This is a genomic window from Streptomyces sp. NPDC046931, assembly GCF_040644655.1.
Taxonomy (GTDB): domain Bacteria; phylum Actinomycetota; class Actinomycetes; order Streptomycetales; family Streptomycetaceae; genus Streptomyces.
Genome location: NZ_JBEYWX010000007.1, coordinates 102,268 through 120,698 on the forward strand (window position 1 = coordinate 102,268; position 18,431 = coordinate 120,698).

Genomic DNA, 18,431 nt, shown 5'->3' on the forward strand with positions numbered 1-18,431 from the left:
GACACTGTCCCCCGAGAGCCGAAAGCCGGATGCCCCATGGAGCCGGACGCCCCACCAAGCTGGATGCTCTACGACCGTACGCATCCAGGACCGCCGGGAGGATGCGGCGGACCACCGGATCGACGGTGGGGTTACCCCCCGGCCCGCTCCGTATACGCGTTTGCAGGACATCCCCCAGGGCAAGGTAGGCTGTCGACTCGTCCCGGGCGCGTAGCTCAGCGGTAGAGCGCCGCCCTTACAAGGCGGATGTCGGCGGTTCGAAACCGTCCGCGCCCACCAGTCCCAGGACATGCCAAAGGCCCAGGTCAGCGGGGGAGAACCCGGAAACCTGGGCCTTGATCTTTCCCGGCCGCTCGCAGCCGTCGTGCCACTCATGTGCCGGTCGGGCCGCGAGGAGGCTGCTCCAAGCGCGGGACGCGTCCCCGCGCACCTCCGTCGCTCATGCGATCACGTCGCCGGGAGCTGGTACGGCGGGAGCTGGTACGGACGTACGCGTCCGCCGCCATCACCGTGTCACAGACCTCCACGGCCCGCCCCTCGGAGTCGTAGGTGGTGCGAATCAGGTGGATCACGGGCGCACCGGAAGCCGGCCGGAGCGTCCTGACCTCGGTGGGGGCGATGTCCAGGGGCAGATACGACGTGGCGAACTCCACTGGCCGCTCGAACCCGATGTACACGGTCCGCCGCCGCTCCCCGGTTCCCGGGTCGTCCTCACGGCGATGGCGGAGGCGGTCAGCCAGAACGGTGCCGGACACGGCAAGAGATCCACCGCTGACCGTCTCAGCGAGCGCGCCCCGGCCCACGTCCGCCCTCCCGGCTCTGATCACGACGTCGGCATCCGGAATCGATGCGTGGCCCCTTCCGAAGAACCGGGACCGGGCCTGCTCGCAGCGGGTGGGCGTGGCCAAGAGGTGCGGTCCCGGGTTGAGCCGTTCGAGTGCCTGCTTCGCGGTGGGTTGTTCGGCGTCGGGAGATATGGGTCCGGTCGCTCTACGGTGACCCGGACACCGCAGGCGAGGGCTCCGGGGCCCTGCCGGGACCAGGAGTGGGAGGGCGGCCATGGTGGCGCGTCAGCAGCGGACTCTCAGGACGCGGGCACACGCCCGTCGCTCGGTCGCAGCCATGGCGCTCGCAGCGGTGTGCGTCCTTGCGAGCTGTGTCCCCCCGGCCGCGGCGACTCTGTCGGGGGGCGCATCCCGGCTGTGCGCCACGAGACCCTTCCCCCCGTCGCAGAGCACTGCGCCCCCCATCCTCTCGGGAAGCGGCGTATGGCAGTTCGTCTCCGAGCCGGCGCTGCGCCCCATGCGCGTGACGGTGACCACCCGCAGACCGGGGACCGCTCCCGGCGGCATCTTCGTCGCCCCCTTCAGCGCCGACCAGATGGTCGGCCAGACCGGCGCACTGATCGACGACGACTCCGGCGACCCGGTCTGGTTCCGGCCGCTGCCGTCCACCAATCTCCAGAACTCCGACTTCAAGGTGCAGACCTACCGCGACCCCCGCACACACAAGGCCCAGCAGGTCCTGACGTGGTGGCAGGGAAGCGAGGCCATTCCCCCGTGGTACACCAACCTGCCCGCGGGCGCCCCGGAACCGGGCGGCTGCTACTACATTTACGACACTCACTACCGCCTGCTGAAAACGGTCTTCGCGCACCACGGCTACTACCCGGACGAGCACGAATTCACCCTGACCCGCAGGGGCACCGCACTGTTCATCGCCTCACGACCGGTACCCATGGACCTCACCCGCTACGGGGGCGCCGCAAACGGAGCCATCCTGAACAGCGAGATCCAGGAGACCGACCTCGCCACGGGGAGACTGCTGTACTCGTGGAACGCGCTGGACCACCTCGACCCCGCGGATTCCGAGGAAGCGGCCTCGAGCGCGTCGTCGTCCGACGGGGTGTGGGACGCCTTCCACGTCAACTCGGTGGACGAGGGCCCCGACGGCCGACTCCTGATCTCTGCCCGGAACATGTGGGCGATCTACGAGGTCGCCAAGAAGTCCGGGAAGATCCGCTGGCAACTCGGCGGGAAGAAAAGCGACTTCACCTTCGGCCGGAACGCGGACTTCTACTGGCAGCATGACGCACGCTTCCGTCCCGGGAACCGGATCAGCATGTTCGACGACGGCTGCTGCGACCTGCCCGACGGTGCCCCCGAGCAAGAGTCCCACGGCCTGATCCTCACCCTCGACTTCCGCACCCGGAAGGCAACCGCGGACCGGACCTACTACCACCGGCCGCCACTGGAGGCGAAGACCCAGGGCAACACACAGGCTCTGCCAGGCGGCAACGAATTCGTCGGGTGGGGCCAGACCCCGTACTACTCGGAGTACACGGCACCAGGGAACACCCAGGGCGACGGCGGCAGGAACCTGCTCTACGACGCGAGAATGCCCGCATCGGACTTCTCCTACCGGGTGTTCCGCAACGAATGGGTCGGCACTCCCGACTACCCGCCGAGAGCGGCGGCACGGGCCGCAGGCGGAAACACCGTCGTCTACGCCTCCTGGAACGGCTCGACACAGACCCGCGCATGGCAGGTCCTCGCGGGACGCACACCCCACTCCCTGTCCGTCGTCGTCCGCCGGACCGGACGGACCGGCTTCGAGACGGCCGTCACCACCGCATCCCCGGGGCCGTACTTCCAGGTGAGAGCCCTCGACGCAAAGGGACGCGTCCTCAGGTCCTCCCCGGTCGTCGCACGGCTCCACTGAGCGTGCCCGCCCTCTGGCGTGTTCGGTGGCGGGGTGGGGCTCGGCTGGTCGGCGAGTACGGGCCCAGGGCCACTGTCGGTCTCAGTCCTCGGGCTCGTGCTCCTGGGCGTGCTTCAGCCGCATCCGTGCGTCCACCTTGTTCTCGGTGGTCACCTCCGCCCAGAAGCGGTGCGAGGAGACGAAGATGGCGAGTTCCCGTTCCCGTTCGCGGAGCTTTTCCACCTCTGCCTGTTCGTCCGCGGTCCAGCCCGGGGAGGCGGGGCGTTCCACGCTGCGCCAGCCGTTGTCGTCGCTGAATCCGTCCAGCGGTTCCACCGACCAGGGGAGCCGCTTCAGCAGGGCCAGGAGCTCTGCCCGGACCTGATGCAGCTCCTCCTGGCCGGCAAGTAGGTCACTCGGAAAGTCATAGCTCGCAGGCACACCACAATGCTACGCCTGTTCGATTTTCGGGTGCGAGCCGCTTCACTCACATCACTCGAACGGATGTCTGTCGCGGGCCCCCGGTCCCGCCATGCCCGTGGCAATACACAGGTGAAACTGTACAGGTAAACTGGACAGGCGCACCTGAAGGGTTTACGGTGGCCGCATGGTCCAGGACCCCGAAGGTGTCTCCGAGTCCGCCGCTCGCGCGGCCCGTGACCTGCGGGTGCTGTTCAGCCGCCTGCGGCGCCGTATTCGCGAGGTCGCCGGGGACGAGGACCTGACGCCCTCTCAGGTATCCGCCCTCACCCTGGTCGGCAAGGGCGGCGCCGCCACCGCCAGCACCCTGGCGTCCGCCGAGGGTGTGCGTCCCCAGTCGATGGCCGCCACGCTCGCCGTCCTCGAACGGCACGGACTGATCCGGCGCAGTCCCGACCCCGACGACGGCCGCCGCCAGCTCGTCACCCTCACCGACGCCGGGCGCGACCGCGTCGAGGGCGACCGGGAGGCACGACAGGAGTGGCTGGCCCGTGCCCTCCAGGACCGCTACACGGCGGACGAGCGGCGGACCGTCCTCGAGGCGCTCTCCCTGCTGGAACGGCTCACGCGCCCGTGATCCGTGCAGGTACCTCGGCGCGCTGGGTGCCTCCGCCGCTGACGCGGCTTCTTCGCCCACGCCGAACCTGTCCACCCTGTCCATCCTGTCGACCGTGTCAGCCCCGCCCGCCCTCTCCGCCCCGTCCGCCCGCCCTCCCTCGCCCCCGTTCCCGGAAAGGCCTGAGCATGGCTCTCACCACCTTCGACCCGCGCACCGCCCTCGTCGTGATCGACCTTCAGAACGGCATCGTCGGAATGCCCACGCAGCCGCACAGCGGCCCCGAGGTGGTGGCCCGCACCGCCGAACTGGCCGACGCCTTCCGGGCCCGGAACCTCCCGGTCGTACTGGTCCGGGTCACCTTCGCCCCCGACGGATCCGACGCCGTGCCCGGCCGTACCGAGCGGCAGCCTGGTGCCCGCGCCTTCCCCGAGGGCTGGGACGTCGTCGTCGACGAACTGTCCGGCCACTCCGGCGACATCCACGTCACCAAGCGCAACTGGGGCGCCTTCCACGGCACCGGCCTCGACGTCCGGCTGCGCCGGCGCGGCGTCACGCAGATCGTGCTGACCGGCATCGCCACGAGCATCGGAGTCGAGTCCACGGCACGGGCCGCCTACGAGCACGGGTACCACGTCACGCTCGTCACCGACGCGATGGCCGACGCCGACCCCGAGGCGCACCGGGGCAGCGTCGAGCGGATCTTCCCCCGTCTCGGCGAGACGGGTACGACGGCCGAGGTTCTGGAACTGCTGGCCAAGACCCACGCGGTCTGACCCCGAGCGGGGGCGGCGGGCGCGCGAGGGACACTGGACGCATGTGCCGCAGCATCAAGACGCTTCGCCCGCCCGCCATCCCGGAGGACGCCACGGAGGCGGAGATCCGGGCCGCCGCGCTCCAGTTCGTGCGCAAGGTCTCCGGCTTCCGTGCCCCCGCCGCCCACAACCGTGAGGTGTTCGACCGGGCCGTGGACGCGGTCGCGGCGGCCACCGCGGAGCTGCTGGCCGGCCTCGAGGTGCGGGGCCGTACCCGCGAGGCCGCGCCTGCGGCAACCGATGGCGGGTGAGGCGCCGCGCGAGGGACGGCGGGTGAAGTGTCCCTCCACGGGACGGCAGATGCGCCCCGCGACGGGCGGCAGACAGGCGCCCCGCGTCGGCCCGCCGCCGGTCGCGGACGACCTAAGGACGCTCCTCCCGCGGGACCGGGCGGCGCATCAGGCAGGTGGCGACCGCTCCCGCCGCGAACAGGGCCGCCACCGAGACGCCCGTCGCCAGCCAGCTCGCCCCCAGCCACTGGCCGCCGAAGTAGCCGAGCGCCACGCTGTACGCGGCCCAGGCGATGCCCGCCAGCGCCGACCAGGGCACGAACTCGCGGGCCCGGCGGCGGGCGGCGCCCGCGCCGAGGGAGACGACCGAGCGGCCCGCCGGCGCGAACCGGGCGAGGATCACCAGCGCCCCGCCGCCGTGGGCGAGGGCGGCGCCCAGCCGCTTCTGCGCGCTCGACAGCCGACGTGAGCGGGCGATCGCGCGGTCCAGACGGGCGCCGCCGCGCCAGGCCAGGCGGTAGGCCACCAGATCGCCCAGGACCGAGGCCGCCGCCGCGCACACCATGAGCCAGAAGATGTCCGGTACGTGCGCGACCGCCGAACCCGCGGCCGCCACGGTCGCCGCCGTGATGACCAGCACGCCGCTGGGCAACAGGGGCAGGAAGACGTCCAGCAGGACCGACGCGGCCACCACCGGGTAGATCCAGGGGCTGCCGGCCAGCGACCCCACACTCTCCAACACCCGGAACTCCCCGTCCGACTCCCCGTAGGCAACTGCGTGCCGCGATGTCGCGGGGGAGCGGCAGGAGCGGCCTTTCGACAGCCGTACAGCGTACGCGGGGGCTGTGACAGGAGAGGCGGCGGGGGTCAGTGTGGCGCGCACGGTGACGGTGCGACGGTCACCGTGCGCGCATGGCCGGGGCGGATCAGGCGGCGATGGGCTGCGAGGCCGGCTTCTCGTCGGCTGCGGCCGAACGGGTGGCGACGAGACGGTCGAGACCGAATGCGCCCGAGCCGGTGAACACCAGGAGCAGGAAGGACCAGCAGAAGAGCACCGACAGTTCGCCGCCGTTCTGGAGCGGCCACAGGGCTGCCGACTGGTGTACGTCGAAGTAGGCGTAGGCCATCGAGCCCGACGCGAGCAGGGCGGCAACGCGGGTGCCGAGGCCGACCAGCACCAGGGCGCCGGCGACGAGTTCGATCACGGCGGCGTACCAGAACGGCCAGGCGCCGACCGGTACGGTTCCGCCCCTGCCCGGGATTCCGCCGAGGACGCCGAAGAGGTCGGCGGCGCCATGGCAGGCGAAGAGCAGTCCGGTTACGATCCGGAACAAGGCGATTGCATAGGGTTGCGCACTGTTGAGACGTGCGGTCATGTGGGGGACTCCTTCGGTCTCGTTTTCGGTCCGCGAACGGACCGGTAGGGGACGGCAACCGACTGAGCCGAAGGTTAGGCCCACCTAACTGTGCTTGCAACTTCAACATCTGCTCTACGACTCCACTCCCGGTGTGCGGCTTCGCTTCCGCCATGGGCCGCCGACAGGCGAGGCGAGATGAGGGTGGCCAGGCACCGCCGTTGTCGGCGGTGCCTGGCCACCCTCATGCTCCTCTGTGCTGTTCAGCTGTCGGGTCCGAGCGTGGTCAGGGCGATCGTGTTGGCGATGGCGCTGTATCCGTCAGCGGTGAGGTTGACGTGGTCGCCGGAGTCGTAGTCGTTCGGGGCGGCGCCGGAGTTCAGCATCAGTGGCGCGGGGTCTGCGGTGCTCGACGACGACGGCAACGTCCACACCCGCACCACCCGCTCCACCACCCAGCAGGTCACCCGCCGCCAGGTTGCGGTAAGGCCAAGTGGTCCCAGGCGCGACGTTTCCCGACCAATCGTCGATCTCGAAGGCGACGGCCAACGCCGATGGGTGCTCCTCGGAGGCGATGTGCATCAGGACTGCGGTCCGCACCGGGTCGCGCACCAGTAGCCCGGTCTCCTCCTGTAACTCGCGCCGGAGCGCTTCGCGCAGGATCTCGCGGTCTTCGACCCCGCTGCGTGGCCGAGGAGTTCATCGAGCATGACCAGTTCGACGCCCTGTTCCAGGAGCAGGGTCGTGGAAGCCGCCCCGCGCTGCGCGGCCGGAGCCTGTTGTTGAGTCAACGGGCCCCGAGGCGGGGAACATCGGCCGCAGCTGACCCAGGTCACACCTTGTGCGAGTAGGCGCCAGGGCGTGTCCGGCCGCGAAGGCACCCCTCGAACGGGCAGCGGGCCGTCACTGATCGTCCAGTGACGGCCCGCAGAGAGGGGAAGGGTGAGCCGGGGTTGGTTATACGAGGGCGTTCAGGGCGTGGCGGGCGCGCTGGGTGAGGCGTTCGGCGCGGCGCTGGAGCCGGACCGCGCGAAGGAGACGTTCTCGCTCCGCCTCTCGTATGCGCTCGCTCATGAGCTCTCGGGTTTGGACTTCGTGCAGCATGGTTTCCCCCTGTGGGCGACCTTCCGGCATCCTCGTGATGCCGTACCGTCCAGGTCTCGCGTTTTGCTTCAGATCGTAGTCTCGCGCTGGCCGATGCGCCTTTGATTTTTGAGCTGAGTCGGTCGATTGCCTCTCGATTCCATGATCGGAGTGCGCTTCCATGGTCGAGGCGAGCAGGACGCCGTCATGGGTGCCGGGGGCGGCCAGTTCTGCGGTGTCGGTGGCCCGGGTCACGGGGTCACGGGGTTTCCTCCTGGACGGCAGTGGACGGACGGCGTGCCGGCGGGAGCTGTGCGGCTGGTGACGTGAGCCCGAATTGCGCGGCCTGGAGGGTGAACATGCCCTGGTAAAGGCCGTTCGGGAGGGCCATCAGCTGGTCATGCGTGCCTTCCTCGACAACCCGCCCTTGATCGAGGACGTAGATACGGTCGGCGTTGGCGGTGGCAGCCAGCCGGTGGGTGACGAGCACGACCGCGTGCCCGTCCTGGGCGAGGGACCACAGCCCTTCGAACGCGGCGATCTCCGCATGCGGGTCCAGTGCCGAGGTCGGCTCGTCGACGAGCAGGAACGGCGCACCCCGGTACAAGCTCCGCGCGGTGCCCAGTTTCTGCCACTGCCCGCCCGAGAGCTGGACTCCGCGTTCGTAGCCCTTGAAGACGATCGAGTCCCAGCCGTGCGGCAGGCTCTCGACGAGCGTGAGAACGTCCGCGGCCTGGGCGGCGTCCTCGACGCGGTCCATGTCCCGTGGGCGGTCGCCGGCGCCGATCGCGATGTTCGCGGCAGCGGTCATCTCCCAGCGGGGGAAGTCCTGCGCGAGCAGTCCCACCGTGGTGAAGACCTGGGCGCGGTCGGCCTCACGGATGCCGACCCCCTCGCCTTCCTCGTTCTGCCACCACACGTTTCCCTCGCTGGGGACCAGCAGCCCCGCGAGTACCTTGGTCAGGGTGGTCTTCCCCGACCCGTTCGCGCCCACCAGGGCCGTCACCTCGCCGCGGTGGACCGACAGGCTCACTCCCTTCAGCGCTGGGGATGTGGCCCCGGGGTAGGTGAACGACACATTCTCCACGCGCACCCGGTCCACACCGGGAGGCAGCGGGGTTCCGGCGGAGGGGATGGCGTGCTCGGTGGCCAGTTCGATGGCGGTCTCGGTGTCGGTGAGGAACAGCAGCTCCTCGTAGAGGTGGTTGACCTGCTGGATGAGGGAGGTGAGACGGGCGGTGGAGGTGCGAATGGCGATGACCGCGGTCCCGCCGACGGCGAGCGGCAGCATGCCGGTGACCAGCAGCCACCACAGGACTCCGTAACAGGCCAGTGACGCCAGTCCCGCCAATGCGTCGGCGACGAGGTCGGTGAACGCCTGTGCACGGGCCAGCCGCCGCTGCTCCATCTCCGTCTGCCGGGACATCTCCGCATAGCTGGACAGCAGCTTGTCGCCGGCCGCGTGCACGCGGATCTCTCCGGCCGCGTGCGGGCGGGTCAGATAGGCCAGCAGGGAGGCGATCGCCCGCCGGTGATCGACCCAGTGCAGCCGGGAGGCGTAGTCGCGGCGCGCGGAGCGTACCGCTCCCCACCCCTTGGGCAGGGCGATTGCCAGCAGCATCGGCAGCAGCATCCAGTGGAGCGACGCCAGAACGACCGCAGCCGCCGCCATACCGATCAGCACGTTGGCCACGCCCACCGACAGCCTGAGCATGCTGCGGGCGGAGTCGGTGCCGAACCTGCCTGCCTCCAGGACCCGCTGGATCTCCGGACGCTCGGTCGCCTCCACCTCCACCCGGGTGACGGCCGCGTAGTACCGCTCGGAGACCGCCCGCTCCACCTGTGGCTCCAGCCGGCCCGACATGGCCGTCGACCACGCCGACAGCAGCGCGGCACCCACTGCGGTGACGGCCAGCACCGATAGCGACGGCAGGGCGTCGCCGAGCTTGTCGGCGGTCGGGCCGTCGGCGAACAGCCGGGTGAGGACGCTGTTGACCGCCACCAGCCCCCACGCGGCCGTGACTCCCTGTCCGAGCTGGCAGGCAACGACCCCGGCCAGTGCCCGCGGGTCCGTCGTCCACCCGGTGCGCAGCACCATGCCCACCATGCGTGGGAGCGCCGCTGCCATGTATCCGAACGACAGCCGGGTCAGTGGTCCCTCGTGGCGCACGAAGGACTGGTCGTAGCGGAGCCGGCCCCCATACAGCTCGCGCTCCGCGTTTGAGATTCCGTCAGCGCTCGCGGTGTTCCGCTCGTCCTTGAGCGCGTCGCGGTCCGCTCCAGCCGATGTCAACGGCGTTCCTCCCTTGTCGATGGTCGTGGCTGTGCCGCACCTGGATGGCTCGGCGGTGCACGGCATAACGACGTGACGCGGGATTCGAACGCACTCGATTCCGGACGCGTTGGGGCCCTTGGAACGCAAGGGAACGCAAGGGGAGCGCAAGAGAGCGCAAAGGGAGCACAAGGGCAGCGCAAGGGGTCGAACGCGTGGCCGCCGCGATGGGGCCGCTGTCGGGCGGTGGGGGTGGGGGTGGCCGATCGCCCACGTCGGCAACGCCTGTGGCAAAGGAGGTTTCCAGGCGGTGATCGCCCCGCTGTAGCCCCGTACTCCGCCCGTCGCCGCGGAGGCGGCGTGGTGTGGTCGGGGAGTCGGCAGCCGGGCTGTCGGCCGGCGTCCGGACGCGTCGGCGCCTGGGCCGGAGCAGTGGCCGACCTCGATGGGAACGGCCGACCTGTCAGCCAGGACCAACAGGTTCTCGACGCATTGGCGCCGCGCTGCACGGAGGACCGCCCGCATATGGCGGCCATCGTCAACGCCACGCTGGAACACCTGCGGAAGAACGGTGTCGACGACGAGGACGAGTTCAGTACCCCGCAGCGCCTGGAGCAGTCGGTGCCCGCGGGTACCCCGCGGGTCAACTGCGGGTCGGCGGCGACGCTTACGCCACCCTCCGGGAAGGGAATCAGATACCGGACAGCTCCACGCGCGCGCCCCGCAAACACGCGTACCGGTTGTGCCTCATGGTCATTGCGCCGGGTCACCGGAGGTCAGGGAGGACTCCTGGACGGTCGCGAGCCGTGCCTTTCCCGTCCTGTCCGGGCGTGCGCGGGCCACTCGCAATGACGCCGAACGCCCCTGCAGCGTCAGCGTCATGAGCTGGTTGCCGAACCAGGGGCCGCCCGTCCGGCGCCAGCCGAACCGGGTGGGCGCACCGCGACCGTGCCGGAGGAGAAGGCGGCCCAGGGCGCGCCCCGGGCCGCTCCAGCCGAAGCGGAAGCCGAGCCTCAGGGACAGCGGTACGGAGTTGTGCAGGGGCGAGCACGTCAGCTGGAGGACCCGGGCGTCGGGACCGCCCTCCGGCCACGTGGGCTCCGCGGCGTACCCGTGGTGGACATCACCGGACAGCACATAGACACCGGCCGGCGCCCCCGGTCCCGTACCCGCCTCGGCGACGAGGTCCGCGAGCGCCGCGAACGACTCAGGGAACGCCGACCAGTGCTCCAAGTCCGCCGTCTGCCGCAGGCGTTCGCCGAAGCCGGCCCAGCGGGCGCCGCGCTCGCCGCGACACAGGGCGGAACTCCACACCTCGGCGTCGTGTACCAAGTGGGGGAGCAGCCAGGGCAGCGAGGTGCCGATCAGGAGCTGGTCGCAGACGCCCCGGGCGCCGCGTACCTGCTCCTCGAACCATTCCGCCTCCGCCGGGTCCAGCATCGCCCGGCCGTCCTCGTCCAGGACGCGCGCCGCCCGCGAGTCGAGCATCACCACCCGTACCCGGCCGAAGTCCCGGTGGTAGCTCCAGCGGACGGTGGAGGGATGGGCGTCCGCCTGGGCGGCGTACGCGCGCAGGACGTCCGTGCCGTCCGGAGTCTCGCGTACGGCGGCGTAGAGCGGGTCTGCGGCCAGTTCCGCAGGGGAGAGATTGCCGAGGTGCTGGTGCACCCAGTACGCCATCAGGCCGCCGAGCAGTCGCTCGCGCCACCACGCGGTCGCCCGCATGCCGGCGAGCCAGGCCGCGCTGGTGTTCCAGTCGTCGACGAGGTCGTGGTCGTCGAAGATCATCAGGCTGGGCACGGTGGACAGCAGCCAGCGGATCCCGGGGGCGAGCCAGGACTCGTGGTAGAGCCAGGTGTACTCCTCGTAGTCCGCGACCTGGGAGCCCGGGGGATCGGCGAGGCCGCGGCGGGCGGCGATGCGGTCGCGGATCGCGGTGGACGTCTCGTCCGCGTACACCTGGTCCCCCAACAGCAGGAGCACATCGGGGGGTTCGGCGTCCGGGGCGGCGGCGAGGCGGGCCGCCAGCGTGTCCAGCGCGTCCGGGCCGACCGGGTCCTTCCCGTCGGCGGGCGAGGCGGCCCAGCGGCAGGAGCCGAAGGTGACGCGGACCGTCTCCGGGCCGGCTGTGCGTATCACGGAGGGCGGGAACGGCGAGTCGGGCGGCGGCCACACGAGGGCGCCGTCCAGCAGCACCTCGTACGCCTCCGCCGTGCCCGGGGCGAGCCCGGTCACCGGCACGATCGCGTAGTGGTGCCCGGCGATCTGGAAGGTGCGGGCGGCGCCGTGGGCGCCCGAGGCGCAGCGCACCTCGGCGGTGCACGGGCGGCTCGCCTCGACCCAGACGGTCGCGGACGAGCCGTCCGCGTATCTCAGCAGTGGTCCCAGACGCAGTCCCGCCACGGCGATCTCCTCCTCCGTCGCCCCGTACGGTACGGAACGACGGAGGTCCGCGGGAGAGGCCGGAAAGCAGCGGTTCGCCGGGGCCCGGGTCCGGCGGTTCGCGAGGGCCCGGGTCCGGCGGTTCGCGAAGGCCCGGGGGTCAGCAGCTCGCGAGGTAGTTCTGGAGGGCGCTCTTCTCGGCCGAGTCGACCGAGAGGTTGTAGTAGTACTTCACCTGCACCCAGGCGCGGACGTACGTGCAGCGGTACGCCGTCCGGGACGGCATCCAGGTGGCCGGGTCCTGGTCGCCCTTGGCCTGGTTGACGTTGTCGGTGACGGCGAGCAGCTGGGGACGGGTGACGTCGTTGGCGAAGGACTGGCGCTGGGCCGTCGTCCACTTGCTCGCTCCGGAGTCCCAGGCCTCGGCGAGCGGGACCAGGTGGTCGATGTCCACGTCGGAGGCGGCGGTCCAGGTGGCACCGTCGTACGGGGAGTACCAGCTGCCGCTGGTCGCGGCGCAGGAGGAGTCGGTGACCACGTTCGTACCGTCGCGCTTGAGGATGTACTCGCGGGTGTTGCAGGTGCCGCTGATGGTGATCCAGGTCGGGAACAGATCGCGCTTGTAGCCGGTGCGGTTCTCGGTCGCCACGGTGAGCTGGGAGAGGTAGCTGCGGGCCGTGGCCCCGCTGACAGGGGTGGGGAGGGCGGCGGAGGCGGTCGGACCGTTGAACAGTCCGACCGAGGCTATGAGCCCGGTAAGCGCCGCGAGTATGCTGACGCGTCGACGCGCGTAGACCTTGGACATGCGAACTCCCTTGTGGGGTGGGGATGTTGGGCCGCGAGCGTGGGAATGCTCGCGGGCGTGTGTTGCCGGGAGATGTGCGTTCGGTTAGACGCTAGTGACAGGTACATGACGCAACAAGGGGTGTGACATGTCTTACGGCCCCGGGGCCCCGCCCGGCGGTCCCGTACCATGGGAGGCGCAGAAGGGGAGTAGCTCTTCGCCGGACCGTCGACACACTGCTCAGCACGTCTGAGCCGGCGCCCGGAGGCGGATCTCAAAGGATCGGCCAGCGAGACCTTCGGCAAGCAGTGCACGCCCGTGCCCTACGGCACGGGTGATCCGTGTGCTGCCGTGCCGAGGTGTCGCCGTGCTCGCAGCACTCTCGGTGGGGCAGCCCCGACCGATTGAGGAATCTTGATCAGCATCACCGTCCTGGCGCTCGTCTTCGGCGTCGTCTTCCTGGCCGAGCTGCCGGACAAGACGGCCCTCGCCGGACTCGTCCTCGGCACCCGTTACCGCGCCTCGTACGTCTTCTCCGGTGTCGCCGCCGCCTTCCTGCTGCACGTCGTGCTCGCCGTCGTGGCGGGCAGCCTGCTGACCCTGCTGCCGCAGCAGATCGTGCACGGGATCACCGGCGTCCTCTTCCTCGGGGGTGCCGCCGTGCTGCTCCTGAAGAAGGACGATGGCGAGGAGGAGATCCGCCGGCCCGAGAACCAGAGCTTCTGGAAGGTGTCCACGGCGGGCTTCATGCTCATCCTCGTCGCCGAGTTCGGCGACCTCACCCAGATCATGACGGCAAACCTCGCGGCGCGTTACGGCGACCCGCTGTCGGTGGGCCTCGGTGCGGTTCTCGCCCTGTGGGCGGTCGCCGGGCTCGGCATCGTCGGTGGCAGGGCGCTGATGAGGCGGGTGCCGCTGAAGCTGATCACGAAGATCGCGGCGCTGCTCATGCTCGGGCTCGGGGTGTGGAGCCTGTTCGAGGCCGTGGCGGCGTGACGGCCTTCGTGGGGGCGGTGTCCGGACGGTGAACGGCTGATGGCGGCGTGCCGAAGGCTCCGGGGGGCCGGTGGCGTGACGTCGGCTTGTTTTGTACCGTGAAGGAACAAAGTGGCTCCCGCCCGCTTCCCCTGACCGGCGGGCGGGGCCGCCTTGTCCCGTGGGGCATACCCCTGTCCCGGTCCCAGGGGCGTATCCGGCCCCTTTCTCGCGCCTTGGAGCCATGCCGATGACGGCCACCACCGTTCTCACCGCCCGCGCCCTGCTGCTGGACATGGACGGCACTCTCGTCAATTCCGATGTCGTGGTGGAGCGCTGCTGGCGGCGGTGGGCGGAGCGGCACGGGCTGGACGGCGACGAGGTGATGAAGGTCGTGCACGGCCGTCAGGGCCACGCCTCGATGGCCGTACTGCTGCCCGACCGCCCCATGGAGCAGAACCACGCCGACAACGCCCGCATGCTGGCCGAGGAGACCGCCGACATGGACGGCGTGGTCGAGATCCCCGGCGCCGCCGCGTTCCTCGCCTCCCTTGCCGGGCTTCCGCACGCCTTGGTGACGTCGGCGGACGTGGCGCTGTCCACCGCGCGCATGGCCGCCGCGGGGCTGAGGCTGCCCGATCTGCGGATCACCGCCGAAAGTGTGGGCGCGAGCAAGCCGGACCCCGAGGGGTTCCTCAAGGCCGCCGCCGAACTGGGCGTCGCCCCGGCCGACTGTGTGGTCTTCGAGGACTCCGGCGCGGGGATCGCCGCGGGGCGCGCCGCCGGGATGCGGGTGGTCGGTGTCGGCCCCCGGGCCGGGGCGCACCGTCCCGACGTACTGGTCCGGGACCTCACCCAGGTCCACGTGGAGGCCACGTCCGACGGTGCGATCCGGCTGCACGTCGACTGAATCCGGCTGCACATCCGCGGCCCGGGTCGGGTGTCGGCCGGCTCGGGTGGCGTGTCGGTGGGCCCAGGTCGGGTGTCGGCCGGGTCGGGTGGCGTGTCGGTGGGGCGGGTCGGGTGTCGTCGGCTGGCTCGGGTGGCATATCGGTGGGCCCGGGTCGCGTCTCGGCTGACTCGGGCGCACATCCGTGGGCCCGGGCCGTGTATCGGCGGATCCCGGCTGCACATCGAGCGGCCGGAGTCCCGCCCCGCCGGTGGCCGTCGTCAGGGCTCGCTCGTCTCCGACTCCAGCGCCGCCCGTGTCGCCGGACCGTACACCCCCGGATCGTCCTGGGTGACGCCGCGGGCGAGCTGATAGGTGCGGACCGAGTTCTCCACCTGGTCGTCGTACACGCCGTCGACGGGGCCGACGTAGAGGTTCAGTTCCCGCAGCCGCAGTTGGAGCTCCTCCACCTCCGGGCCCTCGTCGCCCTGGCGCAGGACCTGGGTCTGGGCCCGGTTCCGTCGGCTGCCGCTGTCCGGGCTCGGCGACACGGAAGGGGTCGCCTGCGCGGTCGTCGTCCGGCTCGGGGTGGCCGAGACGGACGGGGTCGCCGACGCACTCGACGTCGACGCGGAGGACGAGGGGCTGGTGCTCGGTGGTGGAGTCGTACGCGTCGCGGTTGCCGGCGCGGACGTGGTGGACGCCGCTCCCGAGGTCCCGCCCGGCGACGGGCCCTCCGGCACGCTTGCGCGGATGGCGTCGGGCAGTGCCGTGTCCCGCTGTGGCGGGTGGTACGAGAACAGCCCGCCGGCGAACCCCGCCGCTGCCGCGACGGCCACCACCGCACCCCCGGCGGCCGGCAGGACGGCGCGTCGCCGGCGCCGGGGCGGCTCGCCGTCCGGGGGCTCGGGGCCGAGCGGCGCGTCCGGTACGGCGCCGAGCTGCACGGTTTCGTCCGCCCCGCCGTTCGCGTCCGGTACGGCGCCGAGCTGCACGGTTTCGTCCGCCCCGCCGTTCGCGTCCGGTACGGAGCCAGGCCGTAGAGCCGCGTCCGCCTCGCCGGGCGCGCCCGGTGCGGTCCTCGCCTCGGCCGCCGCGACGGGTGCGGTCCCCGCCTCGGCCGCCGCGGGCGGATCGGATGCATCCGGTGCATCCGGCCCGGTGCCGGATCCCCCGCCCTGCGCCGGTACCGCCGGACGGCGCAACGTCCCGTCCGGCGGTATCACCACCGTGTCCTCCCGCGCCGCGGACCCCAGCTCCACATACGGCCGAATCCGCAGCGGATCGAAGTCCTCCGCCGCTGCCGCCTCTGCCGTGCGTGCTTCCCTGAACGCATCGGAGGCCCGCTGGGTGCATGCGCACGACGGCGTACCGTCCGGCCGCCGCGGCGCCCCGCACTCCGGGCAGGCCCGTCCGTTCGATCCGCTCACGCGTGGGTCCCCTCCCCGACGAGTTCCAGCGATTATGCAGATCTCCCTCACGGAATCTCCCAGGAACCCCCGGAATCCCTGCTTCCCATCCGGACTAAACGGGGCGTAATGGGACGCACCGGACACGATGGGAGTGCACGATGGACGAGAGCCAGAGGTCGACGACCGTCCACGGGAGGCCTTTGATGACCAGTGACGCACAGGGCGGGACGGGAGAGGCGGCGGAGGTGACGGACAAGACGGATACGGCGGGCGTGTCGGACCCCACGGGCGCGCCGGACCCCACGGCTGCGTCGGACGCGCTGGACGCGACCGGGGCGGAGACGCCCAGCAGCGGCTCCGGCGATTCCGGCGGCCCCTTCGGCGGGCGGGGCACCGCGCTCGCCGACGAGAGCGTTCACGGCAGCGTCCTGGTCTCCATCGGCGCGCTGCTGCTCGGCATGCTGCTGGCCGCACTCGACCAGACGATCGTGTCGACCGCCCTGCCCACCATCGTCAGCGACCTCGGCGGCCTGGAGCATCTGTCGTGGGTGGTCGCGGCCTATCTGCTCGCCTCGACCGCGGCGACACCGCTGTGGGGCAAGCTCGGCGACCAGTACGGCCGCAAGAATCTGTTCCAGACCGCGATCGTCATCTTCCTCATCGGCTCGACGCTGTGCGGCATGGCGCAGAACATGCCCCAGCTGATCGCCTTCCGCGCTGTCCAGGGGCTCGGCGGCGGCGGGCTCATGGTGCTGTCGATGGCGATCGTCGGCGATATCGTCCCGCCCCGGGAGCGGGGACGCTACCAGGGGCACTTCGGTGCCGTCTTCGGCACCACGAGCGTGCTCGGGCCGCTCCTCGGCGGACTGTTCACCCAGCATCTGAGCTGGCGCTGGGTGTTCTACGTCAACCTGCCCGTGGGAATCGTCGCCCTCGCCGTGATCGCGGCCGTCCTGCGCATCCCGAGGAAGGCGGAACGGCATGTCATCGACTACCTCGGCACCTTCCTCATCGCCTCCGTCGCCACCTGTCTGGTTCTGATCGCCTCGCTCGGCGGCAACACCTGGCCCTGGGGCTCACCGCAGATCGCCGGCCTGGCGGCTCTCGGCGCCGTCCTGCTCGTCGCCTTCCTTCTCGTCGAACGCCGGGCCGCCGAGCCCGTCCTGCCGCTGAAGCTGTTCCGCGTGCGCACCTTCTCGCTCGCCGCCGTCATCAGCTTCATCGTCGGCTTCGCGATGTTCGGCGGGATGACGTACCTGCCGACCTTCCTCCAGGTCGTCCACGGCATCAGCCCCACCGTGTCCGGAGTGCACATGCTGCCGATGGTGGCCGGCATGCTGCTGACGTCCACCGCCTCCGGCCAGATCGTCAGCCATACCGGCCGCTGGAAGGTCTTCCCGATCGCGGGCACCGCGGTCACCACGGTCGGCCTGCTCCTGCTGCACCGGCTCGACGAGTACAGCGGTACCGCGCAGATGAGCATCTGCTTCTTCGTCTTCGGCCTGGGCCTCGGCCTGGTCATGCAGGTCCTGGTGGTGATCGTGCAGAACTCCGTCAGCTACCGGGATCTCGGCGTCGCCACCTCCGGTGCCACCTTCTTCCGCTCCATCGGCGCCTCGTTCGGGGTGGCCGTCTTCGGCGCGATCTTCACGGGCCGCCTCGGCGGCGAGCTGTCGGCGGCGCTCGCCGGGCGCCCTCTCCCGGCGGGCGTCACCCCCGGCACCCTGAAGGCCGATCCGCGCGGCATCGCGGCCCTCCCGCCCGCCGTGCGGCCCGCCGTCCTGCACGCGTTCTCCGTCTCCATCACCGACGTCTTCCTGTACGCCGCCCCCGTCGCCCTCCTCGGCTTCGTCCTGGCGTGGTTCCTGCGCGAGGACAAGCTGCGCGGCTCGGTGACGGCGCCGGACGTCACCGAGACGCTGGCGAGCAATCCGGTGGAGCGTACGTCGTACGACGAGGTGTGCCGGGCACTGTCCGTCATCGGTTCGCGGCAGGGGCGGCGCGAGATGTACGAGAAGATCACCCAAAGGGCGGGCTACGACCTGCTGCCCAGTGCGAGCTGGCTACTGCTGCGGATCAACAAGTACGGCTGGGCCGAGCCGGCGATCCTCGCCGAGCGCAGCACGGTCCCGCTGAACGTCATCCTCGGGGCCGCGCGGCAGGTGGAGGAGCGGGGCCTCGCGGTGCGCGAGGGGCTCGACCTGATCCTCACCGAGCGGGGCCGGGAGGCGGCCGACCGCCTGCGCGAGGCCCGTGAGGAGTCCCTGGCGGAGCTGCTCGGCGACTGGTGGGGGCCGGGCCGCCCGACCGACCTGCGCAAACTGGTCCAGGAACTGAACGCCGAGATGTGCGGCTGCGACGCGGAACGCCCGCACGACCGGACGGGCCCGAGGACGAGGACGCCGGGGCGGCCTCTCTAGGACGGGCAGCCCCGGCCGCGCCCCCTCCGGGCCCCGGCCGACAACCCGGGCCCCGGCCGCCTCCCCCGGGCCCCGGCC

General features: G+C 71.2%; 15 protein-coding genes, 1 tRNA gene and 2 pseudogenes. 8 read left to right on the forward strand and 10 right to left on the reverse strand.

Annotation, left to right across the window (positions count from 1 at the left end; all coding sequences use genetic code 11):
* The first annotated feature begins 204 nt into the window (after positions 1-204).
* Positions 205-279, forward strand: a tRNA-Val gene (locus tag ABZ876_RS15720).
* 168 nt (positions 280-447) lie between these two features.
* Here ABZ876_RS15720 and ABZ876_RS15725 read toward each other — a convergent pair.
* Positions 448-659, reverse strand: a pseudogene (locus tag ABZ876_RS15725) (UTRA domain-containing protein); the annotation flags it as partial.
* A gap of 643 nt (positions 660-1,302) precedes the next feature.
* On the opposite strand from ABZ876_RS15725, the gene ABZ876_RS15730 reads away from it, so the two are divergent.
* Positions 1,303-2,721: an arylsulfotransferase family protein gene (locus ABZ876_RS15730; RefSeq protein ID WP_361780194.1), complete on the forward strand. Its 1,419-nt coding sequence runs from the start codon at positions 1,303-1,305 to the stop codon at positions 2,719-2,721.
* An 81-nt stretch (positions 2,722-2,802) separates the two neighbouring features.
* On the opposite strand, the gene ABZ876_RS15735 is transcribed toward ABZ876_RS15730, so the two are convergent.
* A complete protein-coding gene (locus ABZ876_RS15735) occupies positions 2,803-3,141 on the reverse strand; it encodes a hypothetical protein (RefSeq protein ID WP_361780196.1) in 339 nt (112 codons plus the stop codon).
* A gap of 166 nt (positions 3,142-3,307) precedes the next feature.
* On the opposite strand from ABZ876_RS15735, the gene ABZ876_RS15740 reads away from it, so the two are divergent.
* From ABZ876_RS15740 to ABZ876_RS15750, 3 genes are all read left to right on the forward strand, one after another.
* On the forward strand, positions 3,308-3,757 hold the full coding sequence (locus tag ABZ876_RS15740; RefSeq protein WP_361780199.1) for a MarR family transcriptional regulator: 450 nt from the start codon (positions 3,308-3,310) through the stop codon (positions 3,755-3,757).
* Positions 3,758-3,924: 167 nt separating this feature from the next.
* Positions 3,925-4,512: a hydrolase gene (locus ABZ876_RS15745; protein WP_361780202.1), complete on the forward strand. Its 588-nt coding sequence runs from the start codon at positions 3,925-3,927 to the stop codon at positions 4,510-4,512.
* 41 nt (positions 4,513-4,553) lie between these two features.
* Entirely contained in the window at positions 4,554-4,802 is a 249-nt protein-coding gene (locus ABZ876_RS15750) for a DUF2277 domain-containing protein (protein WP_361780204.1), read from the forward strand.
* 112 nt (positions 4,803-4,914) lie between these two features.
* Here the strand turns inward: ABZ876_RS15750 and ABZ876_RS15755 are convergent, their stop codons facing one another.
* The 7 genes and pseudogenes from ABZ876_RS15755 to ABZ876_RS15785 form a co-directional block, all read right to left on the reverse strand.
* Positions 4,915-5,523, reverse strand: a complete 609-nt coding sequence (locus ABZ876_RS15755; RefSeq protein WP_361780207.1) for a VTT domain-containing protein — start codon at positions 5,521-5,523, stop codon at positions 4,915-4,917.
* Positions 5,524-5,707: 184 nt separating this feature from the next.
* On the reverse strand, positions 5,708-6,157 hold the full coding sequence (locus ABZ876_RS15760; protein WP_361780210.1) for a DoxX family protein: 450 nt from the start codon (positions 6,155-6,157) through the stop codon (positions 5,708-5,710).
* A gap of 242 nt (positions 6,158-6,399) precedes the next feature.
* Positions 6,400-6,603 (reverse strand): hypothetical protein, encoded by a 204-nt coding sequence (locus ABZ876_RS15765; protein WP_361780213.1) that lies wholly within the window; start codon positions 6,601-6,603, stop codon positions 6,400-6,402.
* A gap of 94 nt (positions 6,604-6,697) precedes the next feature.
* Positions 6,698-6,799, reverse strand: a pseudogene (locus ABZ876_RS15770) (NUDIX hydrolase); the annotation flags it as partial.
* Between the two features lie 679 nt (positions 6,800-7,478).
* Positions 7,479-9,446, reverse strand: a complete 1,968-nt coding sequence (locus ABZ876_RS15775; protein ID WP_361780675.1) for an ABC transporter ATP-binding protein — start codon at positions 9,444-9,446, stop codon at positions 7,479-7,481.
* Positions 9,447-10,244: 798 nt separating this feature from the next.
* Complete coding sequence (locus ABZ876_RS15780) at positions 10,245-11,894, reverse strand: alkaline phosphatase D family protein (RefSeq protein ID WP_361780216.1); 1,650 nt, start codon at positions 11,892-11,894, stop codon at positions 10,245-10,247.
* A gap of 139 nt (positions 11,895-12,033) precedes the next feature.
* Positions 12,034-12,678 carry an HNH endonuclease family protein gene (locus tag ABZ876_RS15785; RefSeq protein ID WP_361780219.1) on the reverse strand — a complete coding sequence of 215 codons (645 nt, stop codon included), beginning with the start codon at positions 12,676-12,678 and terminating at the stop codon, positions 12,034-12,036.
* A 393-nt stretch (positions 12,679-13,071) separates the two neighbouring features.
* Here ABZ876_RS15785 and ABZ876_RS15790 point away from each other — a divergent pair, with 393 nt between their 5' ends.
* Positions 13,072-13,653: a TMEM165/GDT1 family protein gene (locus ABZ876_RS15790; protein ID WP_361780222.1), complete on the forward strand. Its 582-nt coding sequence runs from the start codon at positions 13,072-13,074 to the stop codon at positions 13,651-13,653.
* 223 nt (positions 13,654-13,876) lie between these two features.
* Positions 13,877-14,542 carry an HAD-IA family hydrolase gene (locus ABZ876_RS15795; RefSeq protein ID WP_361780225.1) on the forward strand — a complete coding sequence of 222 codons (666 nt, stop codon included), beginning with the start codon at positions 13,877-13,879 and terminating at the stop codon, positions 14,540-14,542.
* Between the two features lie 260 nt (positions 14,543-14,802).
* On the opposite strand, the gene ABZ876_RS15800 is transcribed toward ABZ876_RS15795, so the two are convergent.
* Positions 14,803-15,951: a peptidoglycan-binding protein gene (locus ABZ876_RS15800; RefSeq protein ID WP_361780227.1), complete on the reverse strand. Its 1,149-nt coding sequence runs from the start codon at positions 15,949-15,951 to the stop codon at positions 14,803-14,805.
* Between the two features lie 185 nt (positions 15,952-16,136).
* Between ABZ876_RS15800 and ABZ876_RS15805 the strand changes: the two genes are divergently transcribed.
* Positions 16,137-18,353 carry a DHA2 family efflux MFS transporter permease subunit gene (locus ABZ876_RS15805; RefSeq protein WP_361780230.1) on the forward strand — a complete coding sequence of 739 codons (2,217 nt, stop codon included), beginning with the start codon at positions 16,137-16,139 and terminating at the stop codon, positions 18,351-18,353.
* The last annotated feature ends 78 nt before the right edge of the window (positions 18,354-18,431 follow it).

Bases quoted from the DNA above. Each gene is read 5' to 3' on its own strand.
- ABZ876_RS15760 (WP_361780210.1), bottom strand. From the start codon at position 6,157: ATGACCGCACGTCTCAACAGTGCGCAACCCTATGCAATCGCCTTGTTC.
- ABZ876_RS15795 (WP_361780225.1), top strand. From the start codon at position 13,877: ATGCCGATGACGGCCACCACCGTTCTCACCGCCCGCGCCCTGCTGCTG.
- ABZ876_RS15745 (WP_361780202.1), top strand. From the start codon at position 3,925: ATGGCTCTCACCACCTTCGACCCGCGCACCGCCCTCGTCGTGATCGAC.
- ABZ876_RS15785 (WP_361780219.1), bottom strand. From the start codon at position 12,678: ATGTCCAAGGTCTACGCGCGTCGACGCGTCAGCATACTCGCGGCGCTT.
- ABZ876_RS15740 (WP_361780199.1), top strand. From the start codon at position 3,308: ATGGTCCAGGACCCCGAAGGTGTCTCCGAGTCCGCCGCTCGCGCGGCC.
- ABZ876_RS15750 (WP_361780204.1), top strand. From the start codon at position 4,554: ATGTGCCGCAGCATCAAGACGCTTCGCCCGCCCGCCATCCCGGAGGAC.
- ABZ876_RS15730 (WP_361780194.1), top strand. From the start codon at position 1,303: ATGCGCGTGACGGTGACCACCCGCAGACCGGGGACCGCTCCCGGCGGC.
- ABZ876_RS15805 (WP_361780230.1), top strand. From the start codon at position 16,137: ATGACCAGTGACGCACAGGGCGGGACGGGAGAGGCGGCGGAGGTGACG.